Consider the following 14,490-nt stretch of genomic DNA (forward strand, 5'->3'; position numbering starts at 1 on the left):
CCTCGCCGCTGTGCAGATTCGCTGCATCGCTATCTGGTGCGTTGTTTTGGCTTAATCTCCTGTAGACACTATCTAGGTTTCATGACCACATTGACCAGCTTATTCTTGACCACGATGGTCTTGACCACCTGCATGGTGTCCAGAAGCTTCTGCACCTTGTCCAGGGACAGGGCGGCCTCCACACAGGTCTGGTCGTCGCTGTCCACCGGCACGGTGACGGTTCCCTTGAGCTTGCCGCCCACCTGGACGGCCAGGGTGACCTGGGCCTCCACCGTCTTGGCCTCGTCGTAGGCCGGCCAGGGCTGGGCGCAGGCCATGCCTCCGGCCTCGGCGGCGTAGCCCAGGGACTCCCACAACTCCTCGGCCATGTGGGGGGCGAAGGGGGAGAGCAGCAGCAGCAGGGTGCGGTAGTCTCCCCGAGTGAGCCCCTTGGCATAAAAGTCGTTGACCAGGGACATGAGGGCGGCGATGGCGGTGTTGAACTTCATGTTCTCAATGTCTCCGGAGACCTTCTTGATGGTCCGGTGGATGGCCGTCTCATGGACCGGGGAGTAGTCCGCCCCGTCCTGGAGCTTCTCGCTGAGGTTCCACACCCGGTCCAGGAACTTCTTGCAGCCCTTCACCGCCTCGTCGGACCAGGTGGCGGTCTTCTCGAAGTCGCCGATGAACATGATATACAGGCGCATGGTGTCGGCGCCGTAATCCCGGATCACGTCGTCTGGATTGACCACGTTGCCCAGGGATTTGGACATCTTCACCGACGGGCGCAGGGCCTGGTTGCCATACTTGCGGAGCATCTCGTCCTTCTCCGCCTGGGTCTCGAAGCTGCCCACATAGTGGGGGTTCTTGCCCAGGATCATCCCGTGGCTGGTGCGCTTGGCGTAGGGCTCGGCATAGGGGACCACGCCGATGTCGTGGAGGAAGTTGTTCCAGAAGCGGGAGTAGAGCAGGTGGAGGGTGGTGTGCTCCATGCCGCCGTTGTACCAGTCCACCTGTCCCCAGTAGTCCAGGGCCTCTCTGGAGGCCAGAGCCTTGTCGTTGTGGGGGTCCATATACCGCAGGAAGTACCAGGAGGAGCCCGCCCACTGGGGCATGGTGTCGGTCTCCCGCCGGGCGCTCCCGCCGCAGCAGGGGCAGGTGGTGTTGACCCAGCCGGTCATCTTGGAGAGAGGAGACTCGCCGTCGTCGGTGGGCTCGTAGGACTCCACCTCCGGCAGCAGCAGGGGGAGCTGGTCCTCGGGCAGGGGCTGCCAGCCGCACTTCTCACAGTAGACCATGGGGATGGGCTCGCCCCAGTACCGCTGGCGGGAGAAGACCCAGTCCCGGAGCTTGTAGTTGACCTGGGCATGGCCGATGCCCTTCTCCTCCAGCCATTTGGTGATGACCGGGATGGCCTCCCGGACGGTGAGGCCGTTGAGGAAGTCGGAGTTGACCAGAATGCCGGTGTCGTCCTTGGCGGTGAAGGCGGCCTTCTGCACGTCCTCCCCGCCGGAAACCACCTCGATGATCTCGCAGCCGAACTTCTTGGCGAAGGCCCAGTCCCGGGTGTCGTGGGCGGGGACGGCCATGATGGCGCCGGTGCCGTAGGAGGCCAGGACATAGTCGGAGATGAAGATGGGGATTTCCCGGCCGTTCACCGGGTTGACGGCCCGGACCCCCTGGAGCATCACGCCGGTCTTCTCCTTGTCGGCGGCCAGCTCGGTGCGCTCGAAGTCGCTCTTCCGGGCGGCGGCGGCCACATAGTCCTCCACCTCCGCCAGATTGGAGAGCTGGCCCGCCCACTGCTTCACATAGGGGTGCTCCGGAGAGATGACCATATAGGTGGCGCCGAAGAGGGTGTCGGGCCGGGTGGTGAAGACCACGATGTCGTCGCCGGTGGTGGCCTTGAAGGTGACCTCCGCGCCGGTGGAGCGGCCGATCCAGTTGCGCTGCTGGGTCTTGACCCGCTCGATATAGTCCACGGCGTCCAGGCCGTCCAGGAGCTTCTGGGCATAGTCGGTGATCTTGAGCATCCACTGGCTCTTTTCCTTGCGGACCACGGGGGCGCCGCAGCGCTCGCAGACCCCCTCCACCACCTCCTCGTTGGCCAGCACGCACTTGCAGGAGGTACACCAGTTCACGGGCATGGTGGTCTTGTAGGCCAGGCCGTGCTTCCAGAGCTGGAGGAAAATCCACTGGGTCCACTTGTAGTAGCTGGGGTCGGTGGTGTCGATGGCCCGGTCCCAGTCGAAGGAATAGCCCAGCATGTGGAGCTGCCGGGTGAAGTTCTCGATGTTCCGCTTGGTGATGACCGCCGGATGCACATGGTTCTTGATGGCGAAGTTCTCCGTGGGCAGGCCGAAGGCGTCAAAGCCGATGGGAAAGAGGACGTTGCAGCCGTCCATGCGCTTTTTTCGGGCAATGACGTCCATAGCGGTGTAGGGCCGGGGATGGCCCACATGGAGGCCCGCGGCGGAGGGGTATGGGAACTCCACCAGGGCGTAGAACTTGGGCTTGCTGCTGTGGTTTTCGCAGTGAAAGGTCTTCTCCTCCAGCCACCGCTTCTGCCACTTGGCTTCAATGGATGCGAAATCGTACTTCAATGCAATCACACTTTCCTCTATTTCTGCGCTTCGTCCGGCAGGACGCAGCATATGCCGCGGAAATTCCGTAATATTATATCCGATTGCGTCTGTGATTGCAAGGGGCGGCGCGGGATTTCCCGCCGCCGGATGCCGCCGGGCGCAAAAAAGGGGCGGAGGACCGCCTTGTCTGCGGTCCTCCGCCCTGCGCTGTTACCGCTCCAGGATGCGCCCGTCGGTGGAGAGGGTCACCACCTGCCAGGGGAGGAACTTCCCGCTGGCCTGAATGGCCCGCTTGGCGGCGTTTTCGATGCCGCCGCAGCAGGGCACCTCCATGCGGACGATGGTGACGCTCTTGATGTCGTTGCCGGCGATGATCTCCGTGAGCTTCTCGGCGTAGTCCCCCTCGTCCAGCTTGGGGCAGCCGATGAGGGTGATCCGGCCCCGGATGAAGTCCTGGTGGAAGCTGCCGTAGGCGTAGGCGGCGCAGTCGGCGGCAATGAGGAGGCTGGCCCCCGCGAAGTAGGGGGCCCGGACGGGCGCCAGCTTGATCTGTACCGGCCACTGGGAGAGCTGGCTGGCCGGCGGAGCGGCGGGGGCCTCCGCCGCTGGGGCCCGGCGGATGACCCGGGACTGGGAACCAGGGCAGCCGCAGGGCAGCGGCTCAGAGGCCTGCTTGGCCTGCTGGGCGGCCCGCACCGCCTCCGCGTCGTAGGCCGGGGCCTCCCGCTCCTCAAAGGAGATGGCCCCGGTGGGGCAGGCTGGCAGGCAGTCCCCCAGGCCGTCGCAGTAGTCCTCCCGGGTCAGCTTGGCCTTCCCGTCCACCATCTCGATGGCCCCCTCGTGGCAGGCACCGGCGCACAGGCCGCAGCCGGTGCACTTCTCTTCATCAATCCGAATGATTTTTCTGAGCATTTGGGTGTCCTCCGTTCGTTCTCTGGGATTGTGCCCTCAGTATAGCCCCTGGAGGCGGCTGTGTCTGTTGTTTTACCAACAAAATCAGCGAAATGCAGGGACTCAGGTGCAGGACCACTGGGCCAGGACCTGGGAGAAGTCCCCGTGCGCCAGGTCCTTCCGGCGGATGAGGAAATTCATGGATCCGTAGTTGAGATTCAGGTCCCGTTCGTCCTCCAGTCCGGCGGGGAAGTCTACGGGGTCGTCGTCCAGCTGGAGCAGCAGCGTGTCCCAGGCGGCCAGCTCCGGCAGGTCCTCCCGGGGGTCTCCCCGCAAATACCGGGCCCAGCCCCCCAGCTTGCTGCCGCCGCCCTGGATTTGCGCCCAGAGCTTCCGCAGAGCCGCCTGCGCCTCAGGGGTGTCGCTACCGAGGCGGTAGGGGGCAAAGTCCTCCCAGTCCGCACCGGGCAGACGGCGCGCCAGCTCCTGGGTGCACAGCAGGTCAAAGCGGTAGTCCTCATCTGTCACCGGCTCCTGTTCCACCGGGGAGAAAGCAATCCGCAGGGGGACCTCCGGGGCCCGCCACAGATGGGTACGGCCCTTCGAGATGTCCTCCAGGTCGAAGCGGTGGGGCCTCCGGGGCATATGTTCCTTGGTGGCCGCCTCCCAGGGCACCGCCATCTTGGCCCGGCACGCCTCCAGGGTGACGGTCTCGTCCACCTCCGGGTGGTAGACCACCCGCCAGTCCGCCTGGTCCCGGCTGTCCTCGCCCAAAAGTCCGAAGCCCCCATCAAAATCCCAGTCCGGGAGGAAGATCTGCAAGATGCCCTTTTGCGGGAAGGGCTCCATAGGCGGCATTTGGGCGAAGTTGATCTGGGCGCACAGCCAGAGCTGCCCAGACGCCTCCTTGGTGGGGATGGTCCCGTCCCGGGGGACGTAGGGAACCCCGCCCAGGTGGCTGTCTGTCACGCCATAGTCCCCCCGGCTGATCCGGAGGCGGCAGGCGGGACGGCGGTGTTCCGCCTGGACTCGGTCCACCACCGCCTGACAGAGTGAAATTTTTTCCAGGTTGGTCATTGGGAAAGGTCCCTCCTCTATTCTGAACGCGTGAAAGAGCGGGCCGGCCGGAGGGCCGGCCCGCTTGGGGACCGCAGGCGGAGGGGCTCAGGCGTACAGGGGATGCCGGACGCACATGGCGTCCACGGCCTCCCGGATGGTGCCGGCCGCGGCGTCGAAGCTGGTGGCGGCCTCCCAGATGAGCTCTCCGATGATCTTCATTTCCATGGGTCCGAAGCCCCGGGTGGTGACGGCGGGGGTGCCCACCCGGATGCCGCTGGTGACAAAGGGCTTCTCCGGGTCGTTGGGAATGGCGTTTTTGTTGACGGTGATGCGGACCTCGTCCAGGCGGCGCTCCAGCTCTTTGCCGGTGATGCGGGCCTTCCGCAGGTCCACCAGCATCAGGTGGTTGTCAGTGCCGCCGGAGACCAGGTCGAAGCCGGAGTCCATCAGGGAGTCGGCCAGGGCGGCGGCGTTCTCAAGAATCCGGCGCTGGTAGTCCTTGAACTCGGGCTTGAGGGCCTCGCCCAGAGCCACCGCCTTGGCGGCGATGACGTGCATCAGGGGCCCGCCCTGGGAGCCGGGGAAGATGGCGGAGTCGATCTTCTTGGCCAGCTCCTCCTTGCAGAGGATCATGCCGCCCCGGGGGCCCCGGAGGGTCTTGTGGGTGGTGGTGGTGACCACGTCGGCATAGGGGATGGGAGAGGGGTGGAGGCCGGCGGCCACCAGGCCGGCGATGTGGGCCATGTCCACAAAGAGGTAGGCCCCCACCTCGTGGGCGATGTCAGCGAAGGCCTGGAAGTCAATGATCCGGGGGTAGGCGGAGGCGCCGGCGATGATCATTTTGGGCTTCTCCTTCCGGGCCAGGTCCCGCACCTGGTCGTAGTCGATGTAGCCCTTGCTGTCGAGGCCGTAGGAAACCATGTGGTAGTTTTTTCCGGAGAAATTCACCGGGGAGCCGTGGGTCAGGTGTCCGCCGTTGCCCAGATCCATACCCAGCACGGTGTCGCCGTGGCTGCACAGGGCCTGGTAGACGGCGAAGTTGGCCTGAGCCCCGGAGTGGGGCTGAACATTGGCGTGCTCCGCGCCGAAGAGCCGGCAGGCCCGGTCCCGGGCGATGTTCTCGGCCACGTCCACCTCCTGGCAGCCGCCGTAGTACCGCTTGCCGGGGTAGCCCTCGGCATACTTGTTGGTGAGTACTGTGCCCACAGCCACCATCACCGCCTCGCTGACGATGTTCTCCGAGGCGATGAGCTCGATGTTCTGCCGCTGCCGGGTCAGCTCCGCTGTGACGCAGGCCCCGATTTCCGGGTCTGCGGCAGTGAGAAAGTCGATCATTTCTTGTACCATTGCCGTCGCACCTCTCCTCTGAAAAAATCTAAAAGTAGTGGGGGAGAAAAAATCCCCTCTTATTATATCGAATCTCTTAGAGAAAAACAACTGTCATACTGAGAAAAACACGCCCGTTTCATGAAATGGAACCTCGGTCATGAAAGCCGCCGTCATATTGATACAATCCTACCGCCATGACTGCTTGCCTTCTCATGCGTCTCTGGAAATGATTATGCTGCGGCGCCTGGCTCTGATTGCCGACGCAACCTGCCCACCCTCCTCTCCCGGGACGAGACCGTGGCGCAGCCCCTCATGGGCAAGGAGGCGGCCGTCCACGCTCTGATGGATCACATCCCCGCCCGGCGGCAGCCGGCAGCTTTTTCCCACGAGCCGGTATAACCCGGCGGAGAATGGGGCATCCTTCCCCTATCCAACTGACAGGAGGGACCCCCATGTCCATTGACTTCGCCAAGAGTGAGACCCGTCAGAACCTGCTGCGGGCCTTTGCCGGAGAGAGCCAGGCCCGGAACCGCTACACCTTCGCCGCCGGCCTGGCCAAGCGGCAGAACCTCCAGGTCATCGAGCAGCTCTTCCGCTTCACCGCCGACCAGGAGCGGGCCCACGCCAAGGTCTTCTACAGCTTCCTGGAGCCTCTGACCGGAAGCAATATCTCCATCGACGGTACCTACCCCGTGGACCTCTCCCCCAGCGTGCTGGAACAGCTCCGGGCCGCCCAGCACAACGAGTACCAGGAGTGGGAACACGACTACGCCGCCTTCGCCAAAACAGCCCAGGAGGAGGGCTTCCTTCAGGTCAGTAAGGCCTTCGAGCTGGTGGCCAAGGTGGAGAAAAGCCACGGCGACCGCTTCGGCCGCTTTGCCGACCTGCTGGAGCACGACGGCCTCTTCCAGGACCAGGGGGGCGTCAAGTGGATGTGCCTCAACTGCGGCATGATTGTGGACGCCGGCATGGCCCCCGCCATGTGCCCCATTTGCAAACACCCCCAAGGCTGGTTCCTCCGGCTGGACATGGCCCCCTTCGGGAGCTGAAGCCGGTCCATGACACAAGAAAGGACCTCCCAAAACGGGAGGTCCTTTCTGTTTACTCCTGGGTCTTGGCCTCAGCCGTGGGAGCCGCCTTGGGGGCGGCGGGCTTGGGCTCAGGCACCTTGCCGTCCACGGTGATCAGCTTGCGGGGGCACTTCTGGGCGCAGATGCCGCAGCCGACGCACTTATCGTAGTCGATGACCGCCAGGTTGTTGACCATGGTGATGGCTTCCTTGGGGCAGGACTTGGCGCACAGGGCGCAGCCGATACAGCCGTTGGAGCAGACCTTGGTGACCGCCGGCCCCTTGTCGTGGGAGGAGCAGGGGATGGTGACGTGCTTCTTGGTCTTGTAGGGCTCCAGGGCGATGATGTGCCGGGGGCAGATGTCCACGCACTGGTTACAGGCCTTGCACTTGTCCTCGTCCACCTTGGCCACGCCACTGTGGACATGGATGGCGTCGAAGGGGCAGACCTTCTCGCAGGAGCCCATGCCCAGACAGCCGTAGTCACAGCCCAGAGGGCCTCCGCCGGGGAGCCGGGCGGCCGCCACGCAGTCCTCCACGCCGATGTACTGGTACTTCTGGTGGTCCACGCCGCAGCCGGTGCAGTGGACCTGGGCCACCATCCGCACAGCGGCGTCGGCGCTGACCCCCATGATCTCCGCGATCTGGTCGGCCACCGGCCCGCCGCCGGCAGCGCAGCGGTTGACAGGGGCCTCCCCCTTCACCACGGCGGCGGCATAGCCGGCGCAGCCGGGGAAGCCGCAGCCGCCGCAGTTGGCGCCGGGCAGGCAGCCGATGATGGCCTCCTCACGGGGGTCCACCTCCACGGCGAAGACCCGGGCCGCGAAGGCCAGGACGGCGCCGAAGAGCAGTCCAAGACCGCCCATGACCAGCAGGCCGAATAAAACCAAATTCATATCCGACATGTCCGAACCTCCTTAAAAGACGCTCAGGCCGCTGAAGCCCATGAAGGACAGGGCCAGGAGGCCGGCGGTCACCAGAGCGATGGGGAAGCCCTCAAAGGCCTTGGGGCACTCCATGGTGGCCTCCAGGCGCTCCCGGACGCTGGCAAAGAGGAAGATGGCCAGCAGGAAGCCCAGGCCGCCGGTGACGCCGTAGACCACACTCTCAATGAAGTCGTAGCTGTTCTGGACGTTCAGCAGCACCACGCCCAGCACGGCGCAGTTGGTGGTGATAAGGGGCAGGTAGATGCCCAGGGCCTGATACAGAGAGGGGACGCTCTTCTTCAGGAACATCTCCACGAACTGCACCAGGGCGGCGATGACCAGGATGAAGGCGATGGTCTGCATGAAGGCCAGGTTGGGGCCGTCCGCGCCGAAGATGGCGGGGTTGACCAGCAGGAACTCATTGACCACCCAGCACACTGCGGAGGCCAGGCCCATGACGAAGGTGACGGCCAGGCCCATGCCGATGGCGGTGTCCACCTTCTTGGACACGCCCAGGAAGGGGCAGCAGCCCAGGAACTGGGCAAAGATGAAGTTGTTGATGAGGATGGCCCCCAGGGCGATGGAAAACAGCGAAGTCAGGTCCATTACTTGGCCACCTCCTCAGTCTTTTTTCCCTTGTCCCGGGAGAGGACCCACTGCATGAAGGCGATGAGGCAGGCCAGCACCAGGAAGCCGCCCACCGGCAGGGAGATGCCCAGGGCGCCCACGCCCTCGGGCAGGATGCGGATGCCCTGGCCGTCGTTAAGGAAGCTCAGGCCGCCCAGAATGGTACCGTTGCCCAGGAACTCCCGGACCAGACACATGACCACCAGCACCCAGGTGTAGCCGATGCCCTGGAAGACGCCATCAGCCGCAGAGGCGGCCACGCCGTTCTTGTAGCAGAATGCCTCGGCCCGGCCCAGGATGATGCAGTTGACCACGATGAGGGGGATGAAGACGCCCAGGCTGTCGGCCAGGGCCGGGATAAATGCCTGGAGCATCAAATCCACGATGGTGACGAAGGTGGCGATGACCACCACGAAGCAGGCGATGCGGATGGAGTCGGGGATGACCTTCCGCAGGGCGGAGATGACGATATTGGAGCAGGTGAGGATGATGAGCACCGAAATGCCCATGCCAACACCGTTGAAGAACACGGTGGTGATGGCCATGGTGGAGCACATGCCCAGCAGCTGCACCAGCACCGGGTTTTGGGTGACGAGACCCTCTTTGAATTGCTTTTTGATATCCATACTCGGACCTCCTTAACCCATAGACGCGGCGGCGCCGATGGCGGCGTTGACGCCGTCGCAGACCGCCCGGGAGGTGATGGTGGCGCCGGTGATGGCGGCGATATCGCCGCCGTCCTTGGTCACAGCCACGTTGGACTTGCCCAAAAACTGACTGCGGAAGCTCTCCTGCTCGGCGTTGGCGCCCAGGCCGGAGGTCTCGGCGTGGCTGATGATGGACACGCCGGAGCAGACGCCGTCGGCGCTGACGCCTACCATGATGTCCATGGCCCCGCCGAAGCCGGAGGGGGCCACCTGGACCACATAGCCGGCGCCGCCGGCCTGGTAGACGGCGGTGACCAGGGGATCGCTGCCGGTGTACTCCACCTGGGTGTAGGAGTCGGCGGGGAGCACCGCCTGCATGGCCTCCTGGGTGGCGGTCTCATTAGCGGCGGCGATGGGACCCCGGGTGATGTTGTTCACCAGGCTCAGCAGCACGGCGCAGATGGCGCTGATGGCGAACAGCGTCACCACCAGCTGCACGGGGCCGGGCTCTTTTTTCGTTACAACTGCGGTATCGCTCATGACGCGGAACCCTCCTTTGCGGCTTTCTTGGCGGCCTTCTGCTTCTCCTTGAGCTCCTTGGTCATGCCGAAGCGGGCGGGCTTGCACACCTGGTCGATGAACCACACGCAGACGTTCATGATGAGGATGGCGTAGCTCACGCCCTCGGGATAGCCGCCGAAGTAGCGGATGAACACCGTCAGCAGGCCGCAGCCGATGCCATAGACCACCTCGCCCACAGAGCTGGTGGGGCTGGTGACATAGTCGGTGGCCATGAAGAAAGCGCCCAGGAAGAGACCGCCGCCCAGGACCTCATAGAGCATCCAGGTCAGCCGGTCATTGCCCCCCTGGGGGAAGAGGAAGGTGAGCACCGCCACGGTGCCGATAAAGGCCACGGGCACCTGAATACGGATGACGCCCCGGGCGATGAGGTAGATGCCGCCCACCAGCAGCAGGATGGCGGACACCTCGCCGATGCAGCCGCCGATGTTGCCCACCAGCATGTCCTGGAGGGTGGCGTCGGGCAGGATGCCGGAGTGCATGAAGTCCACAGACAGGGGGGTGGCGCCGGTGACGGCGTCGGAGGCGGAAACCAGGCCCGCCCACTCGCCGGGCACGGCCCAGGTGGTCATGGCCACGGGGTAGCTGAGCATCAGGAAGGCCCGGCCGGCCAGGGCGGGGTTGAGGAAGTTCTTGCCCAGGCCGCCGAAGAGCTGCTTGACCACCACAATGGCGAAGAAGTCGCCGATGACCAGGGTCCAGTAGGGCAGGGTCACCGGGCAGACGAAGGCCAGCAGCACGCCGGTGACGGCGGCGGACAGGTCGCCGTTGGTCTGAGTCTTGTGGAGGAGCTTGCGGTAGCCGAACTCAAAGATCTCACAGGCCGCCACAGAGATGACGGTGGCGATGAGGGCCCGGGGGCCGAAGAAGAAGACGGCCGCGCACATGGCGGGCACCAGGGCGATGAGGACGTCCAGCATCAGGGACCGGGTCCCGGTGGGTGAGGAGACGTGGGGGGAGGACGCTACCCCCAGCAGCTTATTCTGTTCGCTCATGCGTTGGCCGCCTCCTTTGCTTTCTGTTTGGCCTGAAGCCCGCGGATTTCAAACTTGGCCATGCGGAAGGTCTGGACCAGGTGGATGCGGGCGGGGCAGATGTAGTTGCAGGAGCCGCACTCTATGCAGTCCATGACGTTGTAGGACTCCACCTTCTCCCAGTCCCGCTTCGTGCTGAACAGGCGCATGTAGAGGGGCATGAGATGCATGGGGCAGGCGTTGACGCACTTGCCGCAGCGGATGCAGGTCTGCTCGGTATCCTGGATGGCGGCCTCGGCGTCGGTGAGGGCCAGGATACAGTTGGTGCCCTTCATCATGGGGGCGGTGAGGTCATACTGGGGGTTGCCCATCATGGGGCCGCCCATGAGCAGGCGCTGGGGCTGGGTCTGGAAGCCGCCGGCCATTTTGACCAGATGCTCAATGGGGGTGCCGATGGGGGCGTTGACATTCAGGGGCCGGGCCATGGCGCCTCCGGTGAGGGTGACGTTGCGGTGGGTCAGGGGCTTGCCCTCGGTGACCGCGTCGTAGATGGCCGAGGCAGTGGCCACGTTGAAGACCGTGACCTTCACGTCTGCGGGCAGGCCGCCGGGGGGCACCTGGCGTCCGGTAATCCGCTGGATGAGCTGCTTTTCCGCGCCCTGGGGGTAGCGGGTCTTGAGAGTCTCGATGTGGATGCCGCTGCCGGCGGGGAGCAGGCTCTTAAGGTGCTCCACCGCGTCGAGCTTGTTGCCCTCGATGCCGATGGTGGCCTCCTGGAGGCCCAGGGCCTTCATGATGAAGCCCACGCCCCCCAGAACTGCCTCCCCCCGCTCCAGCATGAGCCGGTGGTCGGCGGTGATGTAGGGCTCGCACTCCGCGCCGTTGATGAGGATGGTGTCCACCTTGCCAACCGCGCCGGAGAGCTTGACGTGGGTGGGGAAGCCCGCGCCGCCCATGCCGGTGATGCCGGCCTCCTTGACGATGTCGATGATCTCCTGGGGGGTGAGGGCATCCACATTGTCCCGGTGCCGGATGGTGTCGCAGGGGGTGTCCTGGAAATCGTTCTCGATGACCACGGACATCATCTTGCCGCCGCCGGGATGGGGGCGGGGCTCCACGGCCACCACCTTGCCGGAGACGCTGGCGTGGATGGGGGCGCCCAGACCGGCGATCTCGCCGATCTTCTGCCCTACCGTGACCTGGTCTCCCTCGGACACCAGGGGCTTGCAGGGTGCGCCCACATGCATGGACATGGGGATTACCACCTGGGCCGGAGCTTCCTCCAGGGGGATGACCGGCTTACGCTCCGTGGCCTCCTTGTGCTCGGCGGGGTGGACGCCGCCATAAAACTTATGACTCATAGCATCACCTCTGTCATTACTTCAAACCTCTACCTTTCTTCTCCATGTGCTTCCGGCCCGGGGCCGCGGAACAAATGCCCGACGGCGCGAAGCGGCCATTTGTTCTGTGGTCCGTCAGGCCGGAACGCCCTGTGCCTGCGCACAGGACTTAGGCGGTCCGATGCCGGGCCGCCGTTCCCCCTTGATCCTGTACCGGCGCAGCACGCCGGGGAATCACTCCTTATAATAGTACCGCCAGTCGAAAATGTCCAGTGCTTCCAGCGAAAAAAAGCGGAGAAATTCGAGAAGAGTACGTTCCATATTTAAGGCAAAAAACCTGATATTCCTAAATCGTCGGGATGTGGACGGAAAAATATGACACCTTCAAAAAACTGCCAGTTGACAAACGGACTCCGGCGTTGTATGATAAAAGACAAATATCCTGCAAACCGGCGATGAGCGGGTAAGTAGGACGGCCTTGGAAGCACAGAGAGGGGGCGGAGGGTGCAAGCCCCCGTGAGAGGCCGCCTGAACGTCGCCCGTGAGCCGCTCCGCTCAACCTCCTTTATGGTCAGTAGGCGGAGACGGGTCCCCTCCCGTTATCAGGGAAGAGAGTGCGCGGGTGGGCTCTCCGCCCGCGAATTTAGGTGGTACCACGGAGCATGTCTTCGTCCTAATGATTTAGGACGAACGGCGTGCTTCTTTTGTTTCTCCGGGCCGCGCCTGGGGCAGGTACAGCAATACATAGAAGGAGGCTGCGCACATGAAAATGAAAAGCCCGCAAGTGCTTATGGAGTGCCTGCTGGAGCAGGGAGTGGATACCGTTTTCGGCTATCCGGGGGGCACCATCCTGAATATTTACGACGAATTTGAAAGCCACGGCTACAAGGGCAAGATCCGCCACATTCTCACCGCCCATGAGCAGGGGGCGTCCCACGCCGCCGACGGCTATGCCCGGGCTACCGGCAAGGTGGGGGTGTGCTTCGCCACCTCCGGCCCCGGGGCCACCAACCTGACCACCGGCATCGCCACCGCCCATATGGACTCCTCCCCGGTGGTCTTCATCACCGTCAATGTGGGAGAGAGCCTCATCGGCAAGGACTCCTTCCAGGAGGTGGACATCACCGGCATCACCATGCCTATTACCAAGTGCAACTACCTGGTGCGCCGGGCGGAGGATCTGGCCGACATCATCCGGGAGGCCTTTGCTATCGCCCGCTCCGGCCGGCCCGGTCCCGTGCTCATTGACATTCTCAAGAACGTCACCTACGACGAGGTGGACTATGAGCCCCTGCCCCTGGAGCAGCACGCCTCCCACGGCCGGCTGGCGGCCATGCTCCGCCGGGCCTCCCACGACCTGAAGACCCCGGAGCCCGACCACGGAGACATCCAGAAGCTGCTGGACATGATCGCCGAGGCCAAAAAGCCCCTGGTGCTGGTGGGCGGCGGCGTCATCCGCTCCAAGGGGGCTGTGCCCGAGTTCCGCAAGTTCATCGAGACTCTGAATGCCCCGGTGGCCTCCACCATCATGGGCGGCGGGGCCTGTCCGGGGGACCACTCCCTCTTCACCGGCATGGTGGGGATGCACGGCTCCCACGCCTCCAACTTCGCGGTGGACCAGTGCGACCTGCTCATCGGCGTGGGCTGCCGGTTCTCCGACCGGGTGGCCCTGGACCCCGCCACCTTCGCCCGGAACGCCAAAATCGTCCACATCGACATCGACCGGGCGGAGATCGACAAGAATGTCAAAACCAACCACCACATCATCGGGGACGCGAGAAGGGTGCTGCAGCTCCTGAACCAGGGCATGACCCCCCACGACTATCCTGAGTGGAAGGAGTGGGTCTTCTCCCACAAGGAGGTCCCCCTGAAGAAGGACGACATCCTCCACCCCCACGAGGTGCTGGAAACCATCCAGGCCCTGACCGGCGGGCAGGCCATTGTGGCCACTGACGTGGGCCAGCACCAGATGTGGTCGGCCCAGTATTTCCACTTCTCCCGGCCGGGCCAGCTCATCACCTCCGGCGGCTTCGGCACCATGGGCTTCGGCCTGGGGGCCGCCATGGGGGCCAAGCTGGGCAATCCCGACGTGCCGGTGATCCACTGTACCGGCGACGGCTGCTTTCGCATGAACTGCCATGAGCTCTCCACGGTGGAGCACTATCGCATTCCCATCATCACCGTGATCTTCAACAACCGGACCCTGGGCATGGTCCGCCAGTGGCAGCACCTCATCTACGGCGAGCGCTACTCCCAGACCGACCTGGACCGGGGACCCGACTTTGTGAAGCTGGCCGGGGCCTATGGCATTGGCGGGGCCCGGGCGGCCACCCAGCCCGAGTTCGAGGCGGCCCTGAAGACGGCTCTGGACTCCGGCAGGGCCTGGGTCATTGAGTGCGCCATTGACAAGGACGCCATGGTCCACCCCATGGTCCCCGGCAGCACCCCCATCACCGATTTCCTGCTGGACTGAGAAGGAGGGAAC

At 64.3% G+C, this 14,490-nt stretch carries 12 protein-coding genes and 1 other annotated feature; of the genes, 2 read left to right on the forward strand and 10 right to left on the reverse strand.

Annotated features, from left to right (window positions below; all coding sequences use genetic code 11):
* Positions 1-68: 68 nt before the first annotated feature.
* The 4 genes from leuS to glyA all read right to left on the reverse strand — a co-directional run bounded on the left by leuS (position 69) and on the right by glyA (position 5,861).
* Positions 69-2,582 (reverse strand): leucine--tRNA ligase, encoded by a 2,514-nt coding sequence (leuS, locus tag Q0K09_RS05020; RefSeq protein WP_294473730.1) that lies wholly within the window; start codon positions 2,580-2,582, stop codon positions 69-71.
* A gap of 192 nt (positions 2,583-2,774) precedes the next feature.
* A complete protein-coding gene (locus tag Q0K09_RS05025) occupies positions 2,775-3,476 on the reverse strand; it encodes a 4Fe-4S binding protein (RefSeq protein WP_294473670.1) in 702 nt (233 codons plus the stop codon).
* Positions 3,477-3,578: 102 nt separating this feature from the next.
* The gene (locus tag Q0K09_RS05030) at positions 3,579-4,532 is read right to left on the reverse strand and encodes a YwqG family protein (protein WP_294473672.1); all 954 of its coding nucleotides are present in this window, start codon (positions 4,530-4,532) and stop codon (positions 3,579-3,581) included.
* Positions 4,533-4,619: 87 nt separating this feature from the next.
* Positions 4,620-5,861, reverse strand: coding sequence for a serine hydroxymethyltransferase (gene glyA / locus Q0K09_RS05035; protein WP_294473674.1), 1,242 nt, complete (start codon positions 5,859-5,861; stop codon positions 4,620-4,622).
* Between the two features lie 434 nt (positions 5,862-6,295).
* On the opposite strand from glyA, the gene rbr reads away from it, so the two are divergent.
* Positions 6,296-6,892, forward strand: a complete 597-nt coding sequence (gene rbr, locus Q0K09_RS05040) for a rubrerythrin (protein ID WP_294473677.1) — start codon at positions 6,296-6,298, stop codon at positions 6,890-6,892.
* A gap of 52 nt (positions 6,893-6,944) precedes the next feature.
* Here the strand turns inward: rbr and Q0K09_RS05045 are convergent, their stop codons facing one another.
* From Q0K09_RS05045 to rsxC, 6 genes are read right to left on the reverse strand one after another with little or no spacing between them, the layout of a single operon-like run.
* Entirely contained in the window at positions 6,945-7,817 is an 873-nt protein-coding gene (locus tag Q0K09_RS05045; protein WP_294473678.1) for an RnfABCDGE type electron transport complex subunit B, read from the reverse strand.
* Positions 7,818-7,829: 12 nt separating this feature from the next.
* On the reverse strand, positions 7,830-8,444 hold the full coding sequence (locus Q0K09_RS05050) for an electron transport complex protein RnfA (protein WP_294473680.1): 615 nt from the start codon (positions 8,442-8,444) through the stop codon (positions 7,830-7,832).
* A complete protein-coding gene (locus tag Q0K09_RS05055; protein WP_294473681.1) occupies positions 8,444-9,091 on the reverse strand; it encodes an electron transport complex subunit E in 648 nt (215 codons plus the stop codon). Before Q0K09_RS05055 ends, Q0K09_RS05050 begins: the two co-directional genes overlap by 1 nt.
* A 12-nt stretch (positions 9,092-9,103) precedes the next feature.
* Positions 9,104-9,652, reverse strand: coding sequence for an RnfABCDGE type electron transport complex subunit G (locus tag Q0K09_RS05060; protein WP_294473683.1), 549 nt, complete (start codon positions 9,650-9,652; stop codon positions 9,104-9,106).
* Positions 9,649-10,686, reverse strand: a complete 1,038-nt coding sequence (locus Q0K09_RS05065) for an RnfABCDGE type electron transport complex subunit D (protein WP_294473686.1) — start codon at positions 10,684-10,686, stop codon at positions 9,649-9,651. Before Q0K09_RS05065 ends, Q0K09_RS05060 begins: the two co-directional genes overlap by 4 nt.
* On the reverse strand, positions 10,683-12,026 hold the full coding sequence (gene rsxC, locus Q0K09_RS05070) for an electron transport complex subunit RsxC (RefSeq protein WP_294473688.1): 1,344 nt from the start codon (positions 12,024-12,026) through the stop codon (positions 10,683-10,685). The genes Q0K09_RS05065 and rsxC overlap by 4 nt, the downstream gene beginning before the upstream one ends.
* Positions 12,027-12,451: 425 nt before the next feature.
* Positions 12,452-12,684 (forward strand) — a binding site (T-box leader).
* A gap of 84 nt (positions 12,685-12,768) precedes the next feature.
* On the opposite strand from rsxC, the gene ilvB reads away from it, so the two are divergent.
* On the forward strand, positions 12,769-14,478 hold the full coding sequence (gene ilvB / locus Q0K09_RS05075) for a biosynthetic-type acetolactate synthase large subunit (RefSeq protein ID WP_294473708.1): 1,710 nt from the start codon (positions 12,769-12,771) through the stop codon (positions 14,476-14,478).
* Positions 14,479-14,490 lie beyond the last annotated feature (12 nt).

It is taken from the genome of uncultured Intestinimonas sp., assembly GCF_944387725.1.
Classification (GTDB): domain Bacteria; phylum Bacillota; class Clostridia; order Oscillospirales; family Oscillospiraceae; genus Intestinimonas.

What these genes read in the sequence shown, in the direction of transcription:
- Q0K09_RS05025 (WP_294473670.1), bottom strand. Translation starts at nt 3,476, where the DNA reads ATGCTCAGAAAAATCATTCGGATTGATGAAGAGAAGTGCACCGGCTGC.
- Q0K09_RS05030 (WP_294473672.1), bottom strand. Translation starts at nt 4,532, where the DNA reads ATGACCAACCTGGAAAAAATTTCACTCTGTCAGGCGGTGGTGGACCGA.
- glyA (WP_294473674.1), bottom strand. Translation starts at nt 5,861, where the DNA reads ATGGTACAAGAAATGATCGACTTTCTCACTGCCGCAGACCCGGAAATC.
- rbr (WP_294473677.1), top strand. Translation starts at nt 6,296, where the DNA reads ATGTCCATTGACTTCGCCAAGAGTGAGACCCGTCAGAACCTGCTGCGG.
- Q0K09_RS05045 (WP_294473678.1), bottom strand. Translation starts at nt 7,817, where the DNA reads ATGTCGGATATGAATTTGGTTTTATTCGGCCTGCTGGTCATGGGCGGT.
- Q0K09_RS05050 (WP_294473680.1), bottom strand. Translation starts at nt 8,444, where the DNA reads ATGGACCTGACTTCGCTGTTTTCCATCGCCCTGGGGGCCATCCTCATC.
- Q0K09_RS05055 (WP_294473681.1), bottom strand. Translation starts at nt 9,091, where the DNA reads ATGGATATCAAAAAGCAATTCAAAGAGGGTCTCGTCACCCAAAACCCG.
- Q0K09_RS05060 (WP_294473683.1), bottom strand. Translation starts at nt 9,652, where the DNA reads ATGAGCGATACCGCAGTTGTAACGAAAAAAGAGCCCGGCCCCGTGCAG.
- Q0K09_RS05065 (WP_294473686.1), bottom strand. Translation starts at nt 10,686, where the DNA reads ATGAGCGAACAGAATAAGCTGCTGGGGGTAGCGTCCTCCCCCCACGTC.
- rsxC (WP_294473688.1), bottom strand. Translation starts at nt 12,026, where the DNA reads ATGAGTCATAAGTTTTATGGCGGCGTCCACCCCGCCGAGCACAAGGAG.
- ilvB (WP_294473708.1), top strand. Translation starts at nt 12,769, where the DNA reads ATGAAAATGAAAAGCCCGCAAGTGCTTATGGAGTGCCTGCTGGAGCAG.